The following is a 20422-nucleotide window of genomic DNA, read 5'->3' as shown; positions in this document are numbered from 1 at the left end:
GCATGCCAGCACGCAGACAAGAGCCAACATGGACCGCCTGACACTGATTTCGCTCAGCCTGCTGGTCGCCGCTTGCGGCGTGGGCGTACTGACGCTGCCGCTGTTGCGCGACTGGCGCCAGCGCCGGCTGGCGGCGCGCACCATCGACGGCGCGCTGGCACGGCAGCGCGCGGCAGAAGCCGCCCAGGCCACGCACGCCACGGCTCCCGCCGCGCCGCAGGGCAGGGGCGGGGCGGCTACGGCGATCGGGGCGCAACTGGGCGCGCGCGTGGGCGAGCGCATCAACGCCCACTGGCTGGATTCGCGCCTCGGGCGCGCGGTGGTGACGCCGGAAGACCAGCAGTTGCTGGAGCAATGCGGATGGTACGGGCCGCAGTCGCGCATGCTGTTCGGCGTGCTGCGGCTGGGGTTGCCGTTGGCCCTGGCGCTGGCTGCCATGCTCTGGCACGTGGGCGCGGGTGCCTTCGCCATCGTCGCGTGGGGCTTCGGCACGTTTGCGCTGGCCTACCTGGCCCCCAAGTGGCACCTGCGCCGCCGTGCCGCGGCGCGCCTGCGCATGGTCGATGACGAACTGCCGGTGCTGATCGACATGCTGCGCCTGCTGCAGGGCGTGGGCCTGTCGATCGACCAGAGCCTGCAGGTGATCGTGGCCGAGTTCGGCAGCATGCTGCGCGTGCTGGGGCCGGAGCTGGCACGCGCCAACCAGCAGTTTGCCTCGGGACGCTCGCGCGAACAGACGCTCTTGCGCATCGGCCGGCTGTTCGACAGTGAAGACCTGAAGAGCCTGATCACGCTGCTGACGCAGGTGGACAAGCACGGCGGCGCGGTGCAGGAGCCGCTGCGCCTGTTCGGCCTGCGCATGCAGGAGGCGCGCAAATCGCGCATGAAGGACGAGATCGGCCGGCTCACGGTCAAGATGACCGCGGTGATGGTGGTGAGCCTGCTGCCGGTGCTGCTGATCCTGACCGCGGGCCCCGGCTTCCTCGGGGTGATCCGCATGCTGGCACATATGGGAGGGACGCGATGACGCGCTCAGTCGGTCCGGCGCTGGGCCGGATCTCGAAAACGGCGGCGTGCCTGCTGCTGGCGGCGCTGTCCGGCTGCGCCGCCAATCAGAACGGGGCCGCGGCCATGCATGACCGGGCCGAGGCCCAGGTGGAACTGGCCAAGCTGCGCGACAAGACCGCACGCGCCGAATACAGCGAGCAGGCGGTCTACCTGGGCCTGATCCGCAAGATGCAGCAGGACGGGCTTTACTTCGCCTCGCTGGCGCATATCGAGGTCTACGTGAAGCGCTTCGGCGCCGGCCCGGAGATCCAGGCGATGCGCGCCGATGCGCTGCGCGAGACCGGGCAGGACAAGGCTGCCACCGATGCTTACCAGCAACTTGCAGCGACGTCGCAGGGCGAGCAGGCCGCGCATGCGCACCACGGGCTCGGCCTGCTGGCGGGGCGCCAGGATGACTTTGCGCGCGCCGTCACCGAGCTGCGCCAGGCCGCCGCGCTCGACCCTGTCAATCCGCGCATCTCCGGCGACCTGGGCTATGCGCTGATGCGTGCCGGCGCGCTGCAGGACGCGCGCGTGCCGGTGATGCAGGCGCTGGAACTGGATGCGCGCAATCCGCGTGTGATCAGCAACGCCGTGGTGTGGCTGATCGCCGACGGCAAGCGCGCGCAGGCCAACGCCATGATGCAGAAGGCCGCACTGCCGGAAGCCACGCGCAGCGCCATCCGCAAGGAAGCCGACCGCATCGCCCGCGCCACCGCGGCGCGCGACCGCGCAGCGGCCCGCCCTGCGCCGGCAGTGCGGGCGCCATCGAAACCCGCCACCACCGCACCGGCCACCTCGGTGGCGGCCGTGGCCGCAACCGCAGGGGCTACCCCATGACCGCCACGTTCCGCATTGCCATCCCCGCGCTCTGCCTGCTGATGCTGGCGCCCGCCGCGCAGGCGCAGACCGACCGTGCCACGACCGAGGCCGCCGCCACCGGCATGCCGGCAGGCAGCCCGGCACAACGCGAGATTGGCGCCGACACGCGTGCCATCCTTGCCATCCAGCGCGAAGGCTCGCAGGCCGGCCCCATGCTGCCGATGCACGGCGAGCAGGCCGCGCTGGGCTATGAGCGCTACATGAACAGCTTCCGCTTCGCGCTGCCGGAGTTCTACACGGGGCAGGCCAACGCCAGCACCGCGCGTGCCGGCTCCGCCGGCCAGATGATGGGCGGCAAATGAGCTTGCGCCAGCCGCGGCTGCGCCGGGCAGCCACTTCGGCACGCGGCGCCATCAGTGTGATGGCGGCGCTGCTGATCGCCACCGTGGCGATTGCCGCGCTGGTGTCGATCGACGTGGGGCATGTGTTCATGCGCCAGCGGCAGTTGCAGAACATGGTGGACCTGGCCGCGATGTCGGCGGCGCAGCAGCTCAAGCGGGCGGATACGCCGGCCAATCTCAACGGCGCCGTGCTGGGCACCGTCAGCAATATCGGCGCGAAGAACGGCTATCCGTCAGGCATTGCAATGGGTTGCAGCGATGCCGCCGGCGGCGGCGCGGATGCCATGACCGCCTGCCTTGGCGTGTGGGATCCGGCGACCAGCGGCCCGAAGCATTTCAGCGCTACGTATGAAGCAACCAAGGTCTCGCCCAATGCCGTGCGCGTGCAGGCCACGCAGACTGTGCCAATCCTGTTCGTGATCAATGGGGGGAGCGGCCGGCAGCTGTTTGCGGAATCGATTGCCAGTGGCAGTCCGCCGGTGGCGGCGTTTTCGCTGGGTACTGGGTTGCTGGACGTCTCCACCGCCAACAGCATGCTGAGTGTGTTGTTGGGCAATACGGTGAGCTTGTCGTTGGTGGACTGGCAGGGACTGGTCAATACCACCGTGACGCTGGACCAGTTGCGGCTCAAAGCGGATGTCGGCACGGTGGACCAGTTGTTGAATACTTCATTGAACCTGCGTGATTTCTACGCGCTGGTGCTTGGCGCCGCTGGCCGCGACGCGCTGCTGACGACGATGCTGGGCAGCCCGCCAACCGCGCTCGGGGCCAGCGGGGCGGCTGCTACGGTGTCACTGGCCAGGCTGCTTGATCTTGGTGTGATGGCGCCTGCGGCATCGTCGGCGGTGGAGGTGGGCCTGAACGTGGCGCAGTTGCTGCTCGCCTCCGCGCAGGTGGCGCGAGGGGATACGGCAGTTGCCCTGCCGCTGAACATACCCAATCTCCCGCTTGGCCTGGGGGGCATCAGCGCCAACCTGCGCGTGATCGAGCCGCCGGTGACGGCGGCAGGTCCGGCGCGACAGCTCTCCAGCAACCCGGACACCTGGCAAACGACCGCAAGCTCATCCCAGGTAAAACTGACCCTGATGCTCCAGATCACCTCAAATATCCTGAAACCGGTACTGGACGCCAACTTGAACGTGCCGCTCTATCTCGATGTGGCCAACGCCACCGCCGACCTGACCAAGCTGCAATGCGCGGCAAATCCTGGGGACCGCCGTGCCACGATGCACGTCAAAAGCGGTCTCGTTACGGCGTGCCTCACCGATGGCTGCACGGGTAGCGATGTGGTGCTCGGCCAGGCTAAGCTGGGGCTGTTCGACATTGCGGACGTGATTGCCACGGACGTCCCACGCTATGGCAGCACGGCTGGCCAGGAGGTCACGCTGGCACCGGGCGGGCATGCGCAAGTTGGAACCGCCGATCCGTTTGGCGGGTTGTTCTCGCAAGTGCTGGCCCTGAAGGTGCGGACCAAGCTGCTGGGCATCCTTAGCGTGCCCATTGATCTCGGCCCGCTACTCGCGCCGGTCGGGGCAGCGCTCGACGCATTGATCCCGCCGCTGCTCGCCAGCCTCGGCATCCAGCTAGGCACCGCCGACCTCTGGGTCCACAGCATCGACTGCAACAATGCCGAACTGGTGTACTGAGCCATGATCGCGCCAAACCGCCTGATGGCAGAAATCGAATGAAGACAGACCGCTGGGCCTACGAAAACCTTGAAGTCTACGTGTGGGAAGGCAAGTACGAGATTGCCGACCGCGTCACGCGTTTCCTGGCGCCGCTGGGCGTGGACGTGATCCGCGCCGGCGCGCTCGAAGCCTTGCCCGCCGAGCCGCGCCTGAAGCCCTGCATCGCGGTGATCAGCGTGTCGGTGATCGGCGCGGCGCGCTTCTCGCTGGACTGGGAGGCCGCGCACGGCATGCCGGTCATCTGGGTGGCAGGCCCCGGCCGCGAGGCCGATCCCGGGCGCTTTCCGCCGGAGTACGCGCATATCCTTGCCGATGACTTCACCGGCGCCGACCTGCGCAGCCAGATCGGCAAGCTGCTGCCGCAACTGCTGGCCACGGATGCGCCCGGCGAACGCGAGGCGGACCTGGTGGCCGGTTCGCCGGCGATGTGCCAGCTGCTGCAGCATGTGGAGACCTTTGCCGACTTCGGCAGCAACGTGATGCTTTATGGCGAAACCGGCGCGGGCAAGGAACGCATTGCGCGCCTGTTCCATGAGCGCAACGGCACCTACGGAAAGGGACCGTTCGTCGCGGTCAACTGCGGTGCGATCCCCGACGGCTTGTTCGAGTCGCAGTTCTTCGGCCATGCCAAGGGCGCGTTCACCGGCGCCTCGTTCGCGCACCGTGGCTATTTCGAGCAGGCCAACGGCGGCACGCTGTTTCTCGATGAAATCGGCGACCTGCCGCTGTTCCAGCAGGTCAAGCTGCTGCGCGTGCTGGAAGAGAACGTGATCACCCGGCTGGGATCGACCCTGGCGGTGAAGCTGGATTTCCGGCTGGTGGCGGCGACCAACAAGGACCTGCGCGACGCGGTGCGGCAGGGGCGTTTCCGCGCCGACCTGTTCTTCCGCCTGGCGGTGATCGAGATGCGCATCCCGAGCCTGGAAGAGCGTGGCCAGGCCGACAAGGTAGCGTTGCTGCAGTCCTTCCTGCGCCATATGCTGGGGGAATCCGGCTTCGACGCGCTGCCGCCGATGCCTGACTGGCTCAAGGGCGCGGTCGGCACCGCCTATTTCACCGGCAATGTGCGCGAGCTGCGCAACCTGGCCGAGCGTGTGGGCATCACCGTGCAGCAGACCGGGCACTGGGACGAAGAGCGCATCCGGCCGCTGTTCCGCTCGCTGCATCCGGGTGCGTTCGATGGCGGCGAGCGCAACGACCTGCGTGCCGATACGGAAGAGCGCCGCCGCATCCTGGCCGCGCTCGATGCCAATGGCTGGCGGCGGCAGGACACGGCGGCAAGCCTGGGCATCAGCCGCAAGGTGCTGTGGGAAAAGATGCGCAAGTACCAGATCGCCGACAGCGAGGCCGAGCCGGTCTGAGCGCGCGCATCAGGACACGCCTCAGGGCAGGCGGATCTCCTTCACGTCGAAGTGCGATTCGCCGATCAGCTCCTTGTCGTATTCGCCGACCAGTTCCACTGTGGTTTGTGCATCCACCGGCTTCTGTGCCGGCCAGAGCTTGGCCTTGATCTTCACCTTCATCTGGCCGGTGCCGTCCGAGAACAGGTAGCGCTCGTCGCCGACGCTGCTGACGATCTTGCCGCGCAGCACGGCCTGCTGGTCGTCCTTGCCATCTGCCTGCAGCGCCTTAACGGTCATCACCGGGACGGCCGACGGGCCGGTGTACTGGGCGCTGGCGCCGGCGGCGGCCAGTCCCAGCACAAGGGTCAGGGCAGTGGCGGTCAGGATGCGTTTCATGTGCGTTCTCCGTAAATTTCAAATTTGGGGCGACTGCATGCATGATGCGCGCGCCCGCCTGAACCGTTGCTGAACGGGCAGTCAGGTCGCAACGCATTATGATGCGGGTTTCGCCTTTGCATCTATCGGATCCCGGATTGCGTTTCCTTCACACCGCCGACTGGCATCTCGGCCGGCTCTTCCATGCGCGCAGCCTGCTGGAAGACCAGGCCCATATCCTCGACCAGTTTGTCGAACTGGTCCGCACCGAACGCCCCGATGCCGTGCTGATCGCGGGCGACGTCTACGACCGCGCCGTGCCGCCGCCTGAAGCGGTGGCCTTGCTCGACGACGTGCTGGGCCGCATCGTCATCGACACCGGGGTGCCGGTGGTGATGATCGCCGGCAACCATGACAGTGCGCAGCGGCTGGAATTCGGCGCGCGGCTGATGCGGGCCCAGGGCCTGCACGTGGCCGGCCGCACGCTGGCCGAGGCGGCCTGCGTGACGCTGCACGACACTCACGGCGAGGTGCGCATCTACGCGCTGCCGTACGCGGAACCGGCGGTGGTGCGCGATGCCATGGGCACCGACCTGCCATCGCATGAAGCCGCGCTGCGCGCGCAGCTCGATGCCATCCGCGCGGTGCATCCGCCGGGCGTGCGTGCCGTGGTGGTGGGCCACGCCTTCGTGGTGGGCGGCGCGGCAAGCGAATCGGAACGGCCGCTGTCGGTGGGCGGCAGCGGCGCGGTGGCCGCGGACCTGTTCGCGGGCTTTGACCTGGTGGCGCTGGGCCACCTGCACCGGCCCCAGACGCTGGGCGGCGGGCGCGTCCACTATGCGGGCTCGCTGCTGAAGTATTCGCTGTCAGAGTGCGCGCACGACAAGTCGGTGTCGCGCATCGAACTGGGCGCGGACGGGGCGGTCGCCATCACGCCGGTGCCGCTGCAGGCCCTGCGCGATGTGCGGGTGGTGGAAGGCGAACTGGCCGCGGTGCTGGCGGCGGGTGTCGATGATCCGCAACGCGATGACTACATCCACGCGCGGCTCACCGATACGGGCGCGCTGCTGGACCCGATGGCCAGGCTGCGACAGGTCTATCCCAATGCGCTCGCGATCGAGCGGACTGTGCTGGCGCGCACCGGCACGGCTTCGGAGGCCGGGCGCAAGTTGCGGCAACTGGGTACCGGCGAACTCTTTGCCAACTTCTTCCGCGAAGTGGCGGATGCCGAGCTGGAACCGGACCAGCGTGCCGTGCTCGACCAGGTGCTGACCGGGATCGCCGCCGCGGACAGGGAGTCGGCATGAGACCGCTGCATTTGACGCTGCAGGCCTTCGGCCCCTTTGCCGCGACCGAGCAGGTCGATTTCACGCGGCTGGGCGAGCAGGCCTTTGTGCTGATCCACGGCCCGACCGGCGCGGGCAAGACCACGCTGCTCGACGCGATCTGCTTTGCGCTGTACGGCGATACCTCCGGCGGCGAGCGCAGTGCGCAGGCCATGCGCAGCGCCAACGCCGCGCCCGCGCTGCGCACCGAGGTGACGCTGGAGTTCAGCCTGGGCGCGCAGCGCTGGCGCGTGGTGCGCTCGCCGGTGCAGGAGCGGCCCAAGCAGCGCGGCGAGGGCTGGGTGACCGAGCCGGCCAAGGCCCAGCTGGACCTGCATGACGGCAACGACTGGGTCAGCAAGGCCAGCCAGCCCGCCAGGGTCAGCGATGCCGTGCGCGACTTGCTGGGCTTCGACAGTGCCCAGTTCCGCCAGGTGATCGTGCTGCCGCAGGGGCGCTTCCGTGAATTGCTGACCGCCAGTTCGCAGGCGCGCCAGGCCATTCTGGAGCGTCTGTTCCGCACCGAGCTGTACCGGCGCGTGGAAGAGCTGCTGAAGGCCGAGGCCGCCGGCATCCGCCGCGATGCCGAGCGCATCACCATCCAGCGCGACGAAGCGCTGCGCCAGGTTGGGGTGGCATCGGCGCAGGCGCTGGCAGAGGGAATCGAGACATTGCAGGCCGAGTTGCGGGCGCTGCAAGGGCAGGAACAGGGCGCGCGCGCCACGCTGGCCGCAGCGCAGGCGGCGCTGGGTGCCGGCGAGCAGGTGGCGGCGCGCTTGCAGGAACGCCAGCAGGCGCAGGCCGGGCACGCCGCGCTGCTGGCGCGCCAGCCAGCCATGGAGGATGAGCGCGCGCGCCTGCACGCCGCCCAGCGCGCCGCGCGTGTCAGGCCAACACTGCAGGCGTGGCAGGCCGCGCAGCGCGACCAGGCCGCCAGCGCCGTTGCCTTGACGCAGTCTGGCGAGCAGGCGGCGCGCGCTGCGCAACAGGCCACGCAGGCGGCTGCTGCATTGCAGGCCGAAACGGCACGCGCTGAAGCGCGCCAGTCCGCGCAGCGCCGGGTTACGCAGCTGGCAGACATGCTGCCGCGCGCGCAGCAGCTGGGTGCGCAGCTGGCCGCGCTGCAGGCGGCCGAAGCCAGGCAGGTGGCAGCCGCCACCGCGCGCGAACGCGCCGCTGCACAGCTTGCCACGCGGCAAGCCGATGCTGTTGCCGCGGAGTCCGCGCTGGCGCAAGGCCAGCTTGCCGCGGCGCAGGCACAGGCCACGGCGTTGCAGCTGGCCGCGTTGCAGGAACGCGCGCGGCAGCTTGACCGTCATCAGCAAGCTGCGCGGTCGCTGGATACGGCGAACGCGCAGGCCGTCACCGCGGCCGCGGCTGAACAGCAAGCCCTGCGCCAGCGCGAGCAGTGCCGCGCCGCGCTGGCCGAAGCTGAAGCCGCCTGGCGCGCCGGGCAGGCCGCGCGGCTGGCCGCAAGCCTGGCGGCGGGCGATGCCTGCCCGGTCTGCGGCAGCACCGCGCACCCGGCACCGGCGCAGCACGTGGCGGCGCCGCTGTCGGACCAGGCGCTGGAGCAGGCCCGCCACGCCGCGCTCGAGGCCGAGTCCCATGTGGTGCGCTGCACCGGCCAGCACCAGGCGGCACAAGGCGCCATTGCCCAGGCGCGCGAGCGGCTGGACGAACTGGCGCAGGCGCTGGGCGAGGTCGGCGACGAGTCCGCCCGCAAGTTGAAAGCCGAGATCACGGGACTGGAAGCGGCACTGGCCGAAGGCCGGCAGGCGGCGGCAAGCCTTGCGCAACGCGAAGCCGCCATCGTCAGCTGCCGCACGGCGCTCGCAGCGGCGGAAGCCGCCAGCCGCGATGCCGTCGCCGCCGCCGATGCCGCTGCCCAGGCGCTGGCCCACTGCCGTGGCGAATGGCAGGCCAACAGTGCGCAGGTTCCCGAGGATTCACGCGACCCCGTGGCGCTGGGCGAGGCCCTGCGGCAGGCGCAGGCCATGCTCGCCGCGCTGGACCAGGCGCTGGCCGGTGCGCAGGCGGCAGAGCGCCAGGCAGCGGCGGACGCGGCCGGGGCACAGGCCGGACTGGTCTCGGCACAGCAGGCACAGGCCCAGGCGTCTAACCGCCTGGCCGAGGCCGAATCCGTGCTTGTGCAGGCGCTCGCGCAGCAAGGCTTTGCCGATGTGCAGGCCCACGCCGCCGCCTGTCTGGGCGACGATGCCATGCAAACGCTCGACGCGACGCTGCGCGCGTTCGATACCCAGCTGGCCACAGCCGCCGACCGGCGCGAACGCGCCGAGGCCGCCGCGCAAGCGCTGGACGCGCCAGACCTGGACGGCCTGCGCGCAGCGCGCGATGCGTCGGCAGCCGCGGTGGAAGCCCTGGTCCGGCAACAGGCCGAGCGCGGCCGTTCGCGCGACACGCTGCTGCAGTGCCAGCTGCGCCTGCAGCAGCTTGACGCGCAGGGGCGCGACATCGAGGCACGCTATGCGGTGCTGGGCCGGCTGGCCGAAGTCGCCAACGGCAACAACCCGCGCCGCATGACCTTCCAGCGCTTCGTGCTGGCCACGCTGCTCGATGAGGTGCTGGAAGCCGCGTCGGCGCGTTTGCTGGCGATGAGCCGCGGCCGCTATGTGCTGCAGCGCGTGCGCGAGCAGGCCGACCAGCGCAGTGCGGGCGGACTGGATATCGAAGTGTTCGACCACGATACCGGCGCGGCGCGGCCGGCCAATACGCTGTCAGGCGGCGAGGGCTTTCTCGCGTCGTTGTCGCTGGCGCTGGGGCTGGCCGACGTGGTGCAGTCGCGCGCGGGCGGCATCCAGCTCGACACGCTGTTTGTCGATGAAGGCTTTGGCACGCTCGATCCCGAGAGCCTGGACTTTGCCATCCGTACGCTGCTGGACCTGCAGCAGGCAGGGCGGCTGGTGGGGATCATCTCGCACGTCACCGAACTGCGTGAGCGCATCGACGTGCGGTTGGAGGTGCGCCCCGGGGTTGGCGGCAGCCGGGTACTGATGTCGGGCGTGGCGACACCCGCGTAGTGCGGCGAGGCTTCCCCGTCAGCCGACAAATACCTGGCGGCAACGAATCGCCATCACTTGCGCTTCAAACGCGCGGGCGGCTGCCCGCGCCAAGCGCGCACGGCGCGACAGCGGGGGCGCGCGGGATTGCACGCCGGCGCCTCCCGGGGCAGGCGCGGGGGATTGCAGTCGATCCTTGCAGGGTGTCAGTCCCCACGCCTGCTGCGTGACATGCAGGATGCGCGCAAGCGCCGCTGCATGGGGCGTGGATAAAAACGGGACGTGGACGGTGGCCATGACGGGCTCCTCGTTCTTGCTTGTTGCCAGGGCCGCCCTGCGCAGCCGGGTGGTCCGGTGGCTGCTGTGCGGGTGTTGCCTCGCCTGATTCCACAATAGCCCGCGCGGCCCCCGAGTCATATCGAGTGCGTGCCGATTGTGATGTCGGCCCCGTCCTACACACGGGGTGTGCGCGTCACCCGCGCGCGCTAATCGCACAATCTGGTTTGCCGACCGCCCGGTCGGCTTGACCGTCGCCGACGCGCAGGTGTAATCTGTTCATTCTGCGAATTCAAGTTCGTATATCGAACAACTTGGTAAGCGAACAACCGGTCCACACCCAAAGACTCACGCAGACTGCTGGACTCGTTCAAATGGGTGGCGCCCCGCGCAGCCCGCCGCGACGAAACTCCTTCCGGCAGGATTACCGGAGACAGCCTTTCATGCGCCGCGTCTTGCGGCCCGCTCCGGTAGCCTGGCGGATCTTCCGACCTGGAACGCAAGTGATCAACAAGCTATACGACTCGGTGGAAGCGGCGGTCGCCGGCATCCACGACGGCGCCACCATCCTGACCGGCGGCTTTGGCATGGCGGGCATGCCGGCAGAGCTGATCGACGCCCTCATCGCGCAAGGCGCGCGCGACCTCACCATCGTCAACAACAACGCCGGCAACGGCGACACCGGGCTGGCCGCGCTGCTCAAGACCAAGCGCGTGCGCAAGATCATCTGCTCGTTCCCGCGCCAGGCGGATTCCTACGTCTTCGATTCTCTTTACCACGCGGGCGAGATCGAGCTGGAACTGGTGCCCCAGGGCAACCTGGCCGAGCGCATCCGCGCCGCCGGTGCCGGCATCGGCGGCTTCTTCACGCGCACCGCCTACGGCACGCCGCTGGCCGAGGGCAAGGAAACGCGCATCATCGACGGCCAGGGCTATGTGTTCGAGACCCCGATCCACGCCGACTTCGCGCTGATCAAGGCCGACACCGCCGACCGCTGGGGCAACCTTACCTATCGCAAGACCGCGCGCAATTTCGGCCCGATCATGGCGATGGCCGCCAAATGCGCCATCGTGCAAGTCAGCCACGTGGTCGAGCTGGGCGAGATGGACCCCGAACACATCGTGACGCCGGGCCTCTTCGTCAAGCGCGTCGTCAAGGTCGCCTGAGCGACAGGTAACAGGAGAATCCAGATGCAACGCCTGACCCGCGATCAGATGGCCGCCCGCGTGGCCAAAGACATTCCCGACGGTGCCGTGGTCAACCTCGGCATCGGCCTGCCGACACTGGTCGGCAACCACCTGCCCGCAGACAAGGAAATCCTGCTGCACAGCGAGAACGGCCTGCTTGGCATGGGCCCCGCGCCCGCGCCCGGCGAGGAAGACGGCGACCTGATCAATGCCGGCAAGCAGCCGGTGACGGTCAAGCCGGGCGGCTCGTTCTTCCATCACGCCGATTCGTTCGCGATGATGCGTGGCGGCCACCTGGACTTCTGCGTGCTGGGTGCGTTCCAGGTCTCAGAGAAGGGCGACCTGGCCAACTGGCATACCGGCGCGCCCGGCGCCATCCCCGCCGTGGGCGGTGCGATGGACCTGGCCATCGGCGCCAAGCAGGTGTTCGTGATGATGGAGCACCAGACCAAGCAGGGCGAGAGCAAGATCGTGCCGCAGTGCACCTATCCGCTGACCGGCATCGGCTGCGTGACCCGCATCTACACTGACCTTGCGACCATCGACGTGACCGCCGACGGGCTGGTCGCGCGCGACCTGGTCGAAGGGCTGAGCTTTGAAGAGCTGCAGCGCCTGACCGGCGTGCCGCTCAAGCAGGCCGCATAACCAGCAGACCCGACACACACCAAGAGAGAGAGACACACCATGACCGAAGCCTTTATCTGCGACGCCATCCGCACCCCCATCGGCCGCTACGGCGGCAGCCTGTCCGCGGTGCGCGCGGACGACCTTGGCGCGGTGCCGCTGAAGGCGCTGATGGCCCGCAATCCGAACCTGGACTGGAAGGCCATCGATGACGTGATCTACGGCAACGCCAACCAGGCCGGCGAGGACAACCGCAACGTGGCACGCATGTCGGCGCTGCTGGCGGGCCTGCCGCAAGAGGTGCCGGGTGCAACCCTCAACCGCCTGTGCGGCTCCGGCATGGACGCCACCGGCACCGCCGCGCGCGCCATCAAGGCCGGCGAAGCCACCCTGATGATCGCCGGCGGCGTGGAAAGCATGAGCCGCGCCCCGTTCGTGATGGGCAAGGCCACCAGCGCCTTCTCGCGCGATGCGCAGATCTTCGACACCACCATCGGCTGGCGCTTTATCAACCCGGCCATGCGCGCGGCCTACGGCGTGGACTCGATGCCCGAGACCGCCGAGAACGTCGCCAGCGACTACAAGATCAGCCGCGAAGACCAGGACCTGATGGCGCTGCGCAGCCAGGAAAAGGCCTCGCGCGCGCAGGCCGACGGCACGCTGGCGCAGGAAATCACCCCGGTCACCATCGCGCAGAAGAAGGGCGACCCGATCGTGGTCGAGCGCGACGAGCACCCGCGCGCCACCAGCATGGAAGCGCTGGCCAAGCTGCGCGGCGTGGTCCGTCCTGACGGCACCGTGACCGCCGGCAATGCCTCGGGCGTGAATGACGGCGCCTGCGCGCTGCTGCTGGCCAGCGAAGCCGGCCTCAAGCAGCACGGCCTGACCCCGCGCGCCCGCATCGTCGGCATGGCCACCGCCGGTGTGGCGCCGCGCGTGATGGGCATCGGCCCGGCACCGGCGTCGCAGAAGCTGCTCAAGCAGCTCGGCATGACCATGGACCAGATCGACGTGATCGAGCTGAACGAGGCGTTCGCCGCGCAAGGCCTGGCCGTGCTGCGTGAACTGGGCGTGGCCGACGACGACAAGCGCGTCAACCCGAACGGCGGCGCGATCGCGCTGGGCCACCCGCTGGGCATGAGCGGCGCGCGCCTGGTCACCACCGCGATGTACCAGCTGCACCGCACCGGCGGCCGCTTCGCGCTGTGCACGATGTGCATCGGCGTGGGCCAGGGTATTGCGATGGTGATCGAGCGCGTTTGAGCGAGTTCGGTTGACCTCCCGCCGGTTTGCTCCCCTCTCCCGCTTGCGAGAGAGGGGCAGGGGGTGAGGGCAGGCAGTGGCGTACCGACACGCTGCACTTCGTCGACACGCCCGCCCTCACCCCAACCCTCGCCTGCAAGCGAGAGAGGGAGCCAGTCCGCAGTAGTCTTGAAAGTGAGTCAAAGATGTCCCTTCCCGTAGCCACGCTTGTCACCGGCGGCAGTTCCGGTATCGGCCGCGCCATCTGTGAAATGCTGCTGGCCGATTGCGTGACCCAGGTGGTCAATGTCGACTATGCCGAACCGGCCTGGTCGCACCCGAACCTGACCTTCTTCCAGGCCGACCTGACCGATGCCGAGGCGACCCGCGCCGTGGCCGCGCAGGTGACCTCGCGCTTCGCCGTCACGCGCCTGGTGAACAACGCCGGCGCCACGCGCCCCGGCACCGCCGACACCGCCACCGTTGCCGACCTGGACTACGTGACCGGCCTGCACCTGCAGGCCACGCTGCTGCTGACGCAGGCGTGCCTGCCCGCGATGCGTGCTGCCGGTTTTGGCCGCATCGTCAACATGGCCTCGCGCGCCGCGCTGGGCAAGGCCGAGCGCGTGGTGTACTCCGCCACCAAGGCCGGCCTGATCGGCATGACCCGCACGCTCGCGATGGAGCTGGGCGGCGACGGCGTCACCGTCAACGCCGTGGCCCCGGGCCCGATCGCCACCGAGCTGTTCCGCAAGAGCAACCCCGAAGGCGCCGAACAGACCCGGCGCATCCTGGCCAGCATCACGGTCAAGCGCATGGGCACGCCGGAAGACGTTGCGCGTGCCGCGCTGTTCTTCCTGTCGCCAGACAACGGCTTCGTCACCGGCCAGGTGCTGTACGTGTGCGGCGGCACCACGCTGGGCGTTGCGCCGGTGTAAGCAGCGCGCGTCCCAGGCATCCCGCATTCAAGCATTCAACAAGAAGAGACGTTAACCAAGCGTCACGCATGGCGGCCCGTGGCCGGGCCGCCCACCGGATGCGCGCATGTGCGCGCCATCCGTTCGGGAACGGCAATCACGCCATTCAGCACAACCTCCCGCGGTACCCAATCACCGCCGGAACGATATAGCACCGGAGCATTACCGATGAGACAAGATTCCCAGACCTCCACCACGCGCCGCCGCCTGCTTGCCGCTGGCGTGGCGCTGGCCACCACCATCGCCGGCTTTGCCGGTGCGGCCCATGCGCAGGGCGGCTACCCGACCAAGCCGATCACCATGATCGTGCCGTTCTCGGCCGGCGGCACCACCGACATCCTGGCCCGCATCGTCGGCCTGCAGCTGGGCAAGGCGCTCGGCCAGCCGGTGGTGATCGACAACCGTCCGGGCGCGGGCGGCAACATTGGCGCCTCGCTGGCGGCCAAGGCGCCGGGCGACGGCTACACGCTGTTCATGGGCACCATCGGCACGCACGCGATCAACCAGTCGCTGTACTCCAAGCTGCCGTATGACCCGGTCAAGGATTTCGCGCCGATCACGCGCGTGGCCATGGTGCCGAACCTGGTGGTGGTGAATCCCAAGGTGCCGGTCAACAACGTCAAGGAACTGATCACCTACGTCAAGGCCAACCCGGACAAGCTGTCGTACGGTTCGTCGGGCAGCGGTTCGTCGATGCACCTGTCGGGCGAGCTGTTCAACTCCATGACCGGCCTGCATATCCAGCACATCCCTTACAAGGGCAGCGCCCCGGCCGTGAACGACCTGCTGGGCAACCAGATCGGCCTGATGTTCGACAACATGCCGTCGTCGTACCCGCACGTGAAGGCCGGCAAGCTGCGCGCCATCGCCGTGACTTCGGCCAAGCGCTCGCCGGCGCTGCCCAACGTGCCGACCGTGGCCGAATCGGGTGTGCCGGGCTATGAGGCCACCTCGTGGTTTGCGCTGTACGCCACCGGCGGCACGCCGCAGCCCATCGTCGACCGCCTCAACGCCGAAGTGGTGAAGATCCTGGCCATGCCGGAAGTGAAGAAGCAGATGGCCGACCAGGGCGCCGAACCCAATCCGGAAAAGCCGGCCCAGCTGGCCGCGTTCATGAAGTCGGAAACGGCCAAGTGGGCGAAGGTGGTGAAGGCTTCGGGCGCTACGGTGGATTGATTCGCGTCCTTGCCGCGCCAAAGAAAAGCCGGTCCCTGTCGGGACCGGCTTTTTGTTTATGCGTGGGCGGGGACGGCTGCCACTCAATCGCTGCCAAGCTGCAGCTTGTTTTTCTGCCGCTTTTCGATCGCAGATTTGAGCAGCGCCGCACTGCGATAGATGCCGTGTGCGAACTTGCCATACGGCAGCGTCGCAAACAACGCCATCACCACGCCAAGGTGGACCGCCAGCAACAGCGGCATCGCCGCGGTGCCACGCCCGGCCAGCAACCCCAGCCCGGTGGCGCTGGTCAGCAGCAGCAGCGCGATGAAGCCGCGGTCCATCGGCCGCTGCCGGGCATCCCCATGCATCGGGTGCCGGCGCAGGTTCAGCCACAGCAAGCCGGCCGGGCCCACCAGCAGGCCCACGCCGCCGGCGGTGCCCAGCAGCACCGGCAGGCTCGTGACCGGATAGGGCGCATGCCGGCCCAGCAGATAGTGGTAGCCGGTCGCCACCGCCGTCGACGCAAAGCACAGCATGAAGCCGTAGAACGTGAAATGGTGGAAGCGCCGCCGCGCCAGCGTGAAGCGGTCGCTGGCCTCGTTGCAGCCATCGCCGTGGCCGCCATCGAGGTAGGTCAGTGCCAGCACGTTCCGGGTCGCCTCTGCCACGGCCGGTGCCGACGCTGTGCCGGCAGAGACATCACGCCAGAAGCGGCGCACGCCCAGGCCAAGCGCAAGCACGGCAAAGCCGAACACACTGCCGAACAATGCCGCCAGCGTGTTGTGCGGGAATACCGCGTAGAAATTGCCGCCCGCATGCGTCTGCCACAGCGCGCCGCCCAGCGTGGCGGCGAGTACCAGGAACAACGCCAGCCCGAAGGCCAGCGCCACCGACACCGTCAGCCCGTTGCGCTGGTACAGCTTGCCCAGCGGCGCGGGCCATGCATATTCGCTATAGGTTTCCAGCCGCACCTTTGCCATCGCCTGCGGCACGTTGACGCCGAAATCATGCGGCGGCGCGTACTGGCAGGCGTGGTAGCAGGCGCCGCAGTTGTGGCACAGGTTGGCCAGGTAGTTGACGTCGGCCTTGCCGAACTCCAGCCGGCGGGTCATGGCCGGGAACACCGCGCAGAAGCCTTCGCAGTAGCGGCAGGCATTGCAGATCTGCATCTGCCGGGCAACTTCGGCCTCATTGTCGGTCAGCGGCAGCACGCGGATGACGCGGGACTGCGGCGCCGGGGCGGCAGCGTCCTGCCCGGCCAGTTGCGCGGCCTCGCGCGTCAGGGCTTCAAGCTTCTGCATGGACGGCTCCCGTGTTGATGCCCGCCGCCAATGCAGCCTGCGTGCCCGCGATGCGCCCGAAGGCCGTGCCGATCGACATGCCGACACCGGCCGTGTATCCCTTGCCGAGCACGTTGCCGGCCATCATTTCTCCTGCCACGAACAGATTCCCGCTTGGCTTGCCGCCAAAGTGCACCTGGGCGCGGTCGTTGACCTTGAGCCCCAGGTAAGTGAAGGTGATGCCCGGCCGCAGCGCGTAGCCGTAGAACGGCGCCTGGTCGAGCGGCCTGGCCCAATGCGTCTTGGCCGGTGCCAGGCCTTCGGTGTGGCAGTCGTCCAGCGCGGTGTGGTCGAAGGTGCCGACGCGGCACGCCGCGTTGTAGTCCTGCACCGTGCGCGCGAACTGCGCTTCCGGCAGCCCCAGCTTGCGCGCGAGCTCAGGCAGCGTGTCGGCCTTCTCGCCGGGAAACACCGGCGGCATGAAGCGCCCGATGGCCTTGCTGTCGATGATCGAATAGCCGATCTGCCCGGGCTGCTGCGCCACCAGCCGGCCCCAGATGGCGTAGCGCTTGGGCCAGAAGTCCTCGCCTTCGTCGTAGAAGCGCACGGCGTCGCGATTGACCACGATACCCAGCGACACGCAATCGATGCGCGTGCAGATGCCGCCGTCGTACAGCGGCGCGCGCGCGTCGATGGCGACACAGTGCGATTGCGACGGATCGCCGATGGCGTCGGCGCCGGCGTCGATCATGGAACGCAGCAGCACGCCCTGGTTGAAGCGCGTGCCGCGGATCAGGAAGTTGTCGGCGGGCCATTCGCCACGTTCGTTCCGGCCCCAGGCTTCGCGCAGCCATTCGCGGTTGGATTCGAAGCCGCCCGCGGCCAGCACGCAGGCGCGCGCGGTGAAGCGCTGGCTGCCGCTGCGCGCGGCGATGAAGCGGTCGCCGTCCAGCTCGATCGCGTCCACCGGGGTTTCATAGCGGACCTGCACCCCCGTCGCTTCGGCGCTGCGGTAGTACGCGTTGACCAGCGCCTTGCCGCCACCCATGAAGAAAGCGTTGGTGCGCGCCACGTGCAGCGCACCCGACAGCGGCGGCTGGAAGCGCACGCCATGCCTGCGCATCCACGGCCGGCAGGTCGATGACGCGCGGATCACCAGCCGCGCCAGGTGTTCGTCGGTGATGCCGCCGGTGACCTTGAGCAGGTCCTGCCAGTACTCTTCCTCGGGATAGGCATCGACCAGCACGTCCTGCGGCGCGTCATGCATGCAGCGCAGGTTGCGCGTGTGCTGGGAGTTGCCGCCGCGCCAGGCGCGCGGCGCGGATTCGAGCAGCAGCACCGAGGCCCCGGCTTCGCGCGCCATCAGCGCCGCGCACAGGGCCGCGTTGCCGCCGCCAATTACCAATACGTCGACCATGGGGATTGTCTCCTTGCTGGCGCCATCTTGGCGGGCAAGGCGGGCGGGCGCCAGCAGGGGCGCGGCAAGGGGGCTTCAGCTTTCGTGAAGCCCGGCCTGGGCACAGCCGGGTCAGCGCGGGCGCAACGTGGCGCCGGGCCAGCGCCCCTCGCGCACCAGCGTGGTGGCGACGTCGGCCAGCACCACGCGCGCGGCCAGGCCCGCCGGCGACAGTTCATCGTCGGACAGGCTGACCAGCAGGTTGGGCCGCGTGGCGCCGGCGTCGGTGACCAGTATGCTGCGGTAGGGCGTGCCATGGCTGCGCGCCAGCGCCGCGCCCGGCTGGATGGTGGCGCCCAGGCCACCGCGCACGGCGTCCATCAGGATCGCCAGCCCGTCGATCTCCGCCACCACCTGGGGCTCGCGCTTCGCCTGGCGAAAGCACGCGGCGACCAGCGCGCGCAGCCCGTGCGAGCCGCTGGGCAGGATCAGCGGCAGCTTGCCAAGTGCCGCCACCGAGGTCTGCTCGCCGCGCGGCATGCCGGCCAGCCCCTCGGCGCCGATCACGAACAGGCGCTCATCGAGCAGCGGCAGCACGCTCCAGCGCTGCGCGGGCTCCTCGCTGAACAGCACCGCCAGGTCGATCTGGCGCGCGCTCAGCATCGTGCCGAGGTAGCCGGACAGGCTCTCCACCATGCGCAGCCGCACGTCGGGGTAGCGCTCGCGCATGGCCTGCATGAAGGGCAGCGCCAGCACCGCGGCGGTGCTGGGCGGCAGGCCCACGCTGACATGGCCCGACAGGCGCGCCTGCCGCGCGGCCTGCGCGGCATCGTCGATATGGCGCAGCGCCAACTGGGCCTGGCGCCAGAAGGCCAGCCCGGCATCGGTGGCAACCACGCCGGTGGAAGTGCGCTGCAGCAGCCGCGTCGACAGCTCGCTCTCCAGCCGGCTGATCTGCTGGCTCAGCGCGGACGTGACCACGCCCAGCTCCAGCGCCGCCTTGCCCATGCTGCCATGCTCGATCACGCTGACGAAGTAGCGCAGTTGCCTCAGTTCCATGTCGCGTCCCCGCTGCCGCAATTTGCCCGCATGGTAGCGGAAAACCTGCCGCAGTTCACGAATCCTGAAGACCCGTTAACGCCCGCCCGATGGCGCGCTTGCCAGCGGCTGCGTAGAGTCGCACCGGTCAGAAACCGGCGGAAGCGACACTACGCAGCCGCCATTCCATAACAACATGACTTCCCGCAAAGGAGACTGCATGACAACCGTTTCGCGCATGCGCCGCGCCGTGGTGGCCGGCCTCGCCGGTACCGCTGTACTGGGCGCGCCCGCCGCGTTCGCCGCGGACAACTGGCCGGCCAAGCCGATCACCCTGGTAGTGCCCTTCGCCAGCGGCGGCACCACTGACATCCTCGCCCGCACCATCGGCCAGAAGCTGGGCGAGGCGCTGCAGCAGCCGGTGGTGGTGGACAACCGCCCCGGCGCCGGCGGCACCCTCGGCGCGGCCAACGTGGCGCGCGCGCCGGCCGACGGCTACACCTTCCTGCTGGCCACCGTGGCCCACACCATGGCGCCGGCCATCTACAAGAGCCTTCCCTACGAGTTCACGCGCGACCTCGATCCGGTGGGCCTGGTGGCGCTGACGCCCAATGTGCTGGTGGTCAATCCTGCGATCCCGGTGAAGTCCGTGTCCGACCTGATCGCCTATATCAAGGCGCATCCCGGCAAGGTCAACTACGGCTCGGCCGGCATCGGCAGCACCGAGCACCTGTCCGGCGAGCTGTTCCGCGCGCTGACCGGCACCGACATTGCGCATGTGCCGTATAAGGGCGGCGCGCCGATGATGACCGACCTGATCGCGGGCCAGATCCAGATGGCGATCGAGACCAGCCCGTCAGCGTCGCAGCACGTGCGCAGCGGCAAGGTCCGGGCGCTGGCGGTCACCACCGCGAAGCGTTCCGCCGCCTATCCCGGCGTGCCGACGCTGGCGGAGAGCGGCGTCAGGGGCTATGAAGTCACCACATGGTTCGCGCTGATGGCGCCGCGCGGCACGCCCGCGGCGATCGAGCAGCGCGTCTCGGCGGAGCTGGGCAAGCTGCTGAAGGCGCCGGAGGTGCAGAAGCGGTTTGACGAGCAGGGCGTGACCGCTGGTGACATGACGCCAACGCAGCTTGCTGCCTTTATCCGCGCCGAAACCGACAAGTGGGGCAAGGTGGCGCGGGAATCGGGGGCGAAGGCGGAGTAACGGCCTCGCTCACAAG

At 69.0% G+C, this 20422-nt stretch carries 18 protein-coding genes; 13 read left to right on the top strand and 5 right to left on the bottom strand.

All coding sequences use genetic code 11. From position 1 onward, the window contains the following. The first annotated feature begins 28 nt into the window (after positions 1–28). From AC3WVS_RS08260 to AC3WVS_RS08240, 5 genes are read left to right on the top strand one after another with little or no spacing between them, the layout of a single operon-like run. Positions 29–1027: a type II secretion system F family protein gene (locus AC3WVS_RS08260; protein WP_492318185.1), complete on the top strand. Its 999-nt coding sequence runs from the start codon at positions 29–31 to the stop codon at positions 1025–1027. Next, positions 1024–1887 carry a tetratricopeptide repeat protein gene (locus AC3WVS_RS08255; RefSeq protein ID WP_492318184.1) on the top strand — a complete coding sequence of 288 codons (864 nt, stop codon included), beginning with the start codon at positions 1024–1026 and terminating at the stop codon, positions 1885–1887. Before AC3WVS_RS08260 ends, AC3WVS_RS08255 begins: the two co-directional genes overlap by 4 nt. Next, positions 1884–2231, top strand: a complete 348-nt coding sequence (locus AC3WVS_RS08250; protein ID WP_492318183.1) for a DUF3613 domain-containing protein — start codon at positions 1884–1886, stop codon at positions 2229–2231. Before AC3WVS_RS08255 ends, AC3WVS_RS08250 begins: the two co-directional genes overlap by 4 nt. Next, a complete protein-coding gene (locus tag AC3WVS_RS08245) occupies positions 2228–3916 on the top strand; it encodes a TadG family pilus assembly protein (protein WP_492318182.1) in 1689 nt (562 codons plus the stop codon). Before AC3WVS_RS08250 ends, AC3WVS_RS08245 begins: the two co-directional genes overlap by 4 nt. 38 nt (positions 3917–3954) lie before the next feature. Further along, positions 3955–5319 (top strand): sigma 54-interacting transcriptional regulator, encoded by a 1365-nt coding sequence (locus tag AC3WVS_RS08240; protein WP_492318181.1) that lies wholly within the window; start codon positions 3955–3957, stop codon positions 5317–5319. 21 nt (positions 5320–5340) lie between these two features. Here AC3WVS_RS08240 and AC3WVS_RS08235 read toward each other — a convergent pair whose 3' ends face one another. Continuing rightward, complete coding sequence (locus AC3WVS_RS08235) at positions 5341–5697, bottom strand: YgiW/YdeI family stress tolerance OB fold protein (protein WP_492318180.1); 357 nt, start codon at positions 5695–5697, stop codon at positions 5341–5343. A gap of 137 nt (positions 5698–5834) precedes the next feature. On the opposite strand from AC3WVS_RS08235, the gene AC3WVS_RS08230 reads away from it, so the two are divergent. Then, positions 5835–6983, top strand: a complete 1149-nt coding sequence (locus tag AC3WVS_RS08230) for an exonuclease SbcCD subunit D (protein WP_439669590.1) — start codon at positions 5835–5837, stop codon at positions 6981–6983. Then, positions 6980–10042 carry an AAA family ATPase gene (locus tag AC3WVS_RS08225; RefSeq protein WP_492318179.1) on the top strand — a complete coding sequence of 1021 codons (3063 nt, stop codon included), beginning with the start codon at positions 6980–6982 and terminating at the stop codon, positions 10040–10042. Before AC3WVS_RS08230 ends, AC3WVS_RS08225 begins: the two co-directional genes overlap by 4 nt. Positions 10043–10060: 18 nt before the next feature. Here the strand turns inward: AC3WVS_RS08225 and AC3WVS_RS08220 are convergent, their stop codons facing one another. Then, positions 10061–10318 carry a hypothetical protein gene (locus tag AC3WVS_RS08220; protein ID WP_492318178.1) on the bottom strand — a complete coding sequence of 86 codons (258 nt, stop codon included), beginning with the start codon at positions 10316–10318 and terminating at the stop codon, positions 10061–10063. A 482-nt stretch (positions 10319–10800) separates the two neighbouring features. On the opposite strand from AC3WVS_RS08220, the gene AC3WVS_RS08215 reads away from it, so the two are divergent. The 5 genes from AC3WVS_RS08215 (at position 10801) to AC3WVS_RS08195 (ending at position 15503) form a co-directional block, all read left to right on the top strand. Beyond that, on the top strand, positions 10801–11463 hold the full coding sequence (locus AC3WVS_RS08215) for a 3-oxoacid CoA-transferase subunit A (RefSeq protein ID WP_492318177.1): 663 nt from the start codon (positions 10801–10803) through the stop codon (positions 11461–11463). A 24-nt stretch (positions 11464–11487) separates the two neighbouring features. Then, positions 11488–12129, top strand: coding sequence for a 3-oxoacid CoA-transferase subunit B (locus AC3WVS_RS08210; protein ID WP_492318176.1), 642 nt, complete (start codon positions 11488–11490; stop codon positions 12127–12129). A gap of 39 nt (positions 12130–12168) precedes the next feature. Further along, positions 12169–13371 carry a 3-oxoadipyl-CoA thiolase gene (gene pcaF / locus AC3WVS_RS08205; protein WP_492318175.1) on the top strand — a complete coding sequence of 401 codons (1203 nt, stop codon included), beginning with the start codon at positions 12169–12171 and terminating at the stop codon, positions 13369–13371. 185 nt (positions 13372–13556) lie between these two features. Further along, entirely contained in the window at positions 13557–14288 is a 732-nt protein-coding gene (locus AC3WVS_RS08200; RefSeq protein WP_492318174.1) for an SDR family NAD(P)-dependent oxidoreductase, read from the top strand. A gap of 207 nt (positions 14289–14495) precedes the next feature. After that, entirely contained in the window at positions 14496–15503 is a 1008-nt protein-coding gene (locus AC3WVS_RS08195; protein ID WP_010809834.1) for a Bug family tripartite tricarboxylate transporter substrate binding protein, read from the top strand. Positions 15504–15586: 83 nt separating this feature from the next. Here AC3WVS_RS08195 and tcuB read toward each other — a convergent pair whose 3' ends face one another. From tcuB to AC3WVS_RS08180, 3 genes are all read right to left on the bottom strand, one after another. Further along, complete coding sequence (gene tcuB / locus AC3WVS_RS08190; RefSeq protein ID WP_492318173.1) at positions 15587–16786, bottom strand: tricarballylate utilization 4Fe-4S protein TcuB; 1200 nt, start codon at positions 16784–16786, stop codon at positions 15587–15589. Next, positions 16773–18182, bottom strand: a complete 1410-nt coding sequence (gene tcuA, locus AC3WVS_RS08185; protein ID WP_492318172.1) for an FAD-dependent tricarballylate dehydrogenase TcuA — start codon at positions 18180–18182, stop codon at positions 16773–16775. Before tcuA ends, tcuB begins: the two co-directional genes overlap by 14 nt. A gap of 111 nt (positions 18183–18293) precedes the next feature. Continuing rightward, entirely contained in the window at positions 18294–19220 is a 927-nt protein-coding gene (locus AC3WVS_RS08180) for a LysR family transcriptional regulator (RefSeq protein ID WP_492318171.1), read from the bottom strand. A gap of 199 nt (positions 19221–19419) precedes the next feature. Between AC3WVS_RS08180 and AC3WVS_RS08175 the strand changes: the two genes are divergently transcribed. Then, the gene (locus tag AC3WVS_RS08175; protein WP_035815884.1) at positions 19420–20406 is read left to right on the top strand and encodes a Bug family tripartite tricarboxylate transporter substrate binding protein; all 987 of its coding nucleotides are present in this window, start codon (positions 19420–19422) and stop codon (positions 20404–20406) included. Positions 20407–20422: the final 16 nt, after the last annotated feature.

It is taken from the genome of Cupriavidus sp. CPT47-8839-RL05A (assembly GCF_058792255.1).
This window is presented reverse-complemented; position numbering and strand designations above follow the sequence as displayed.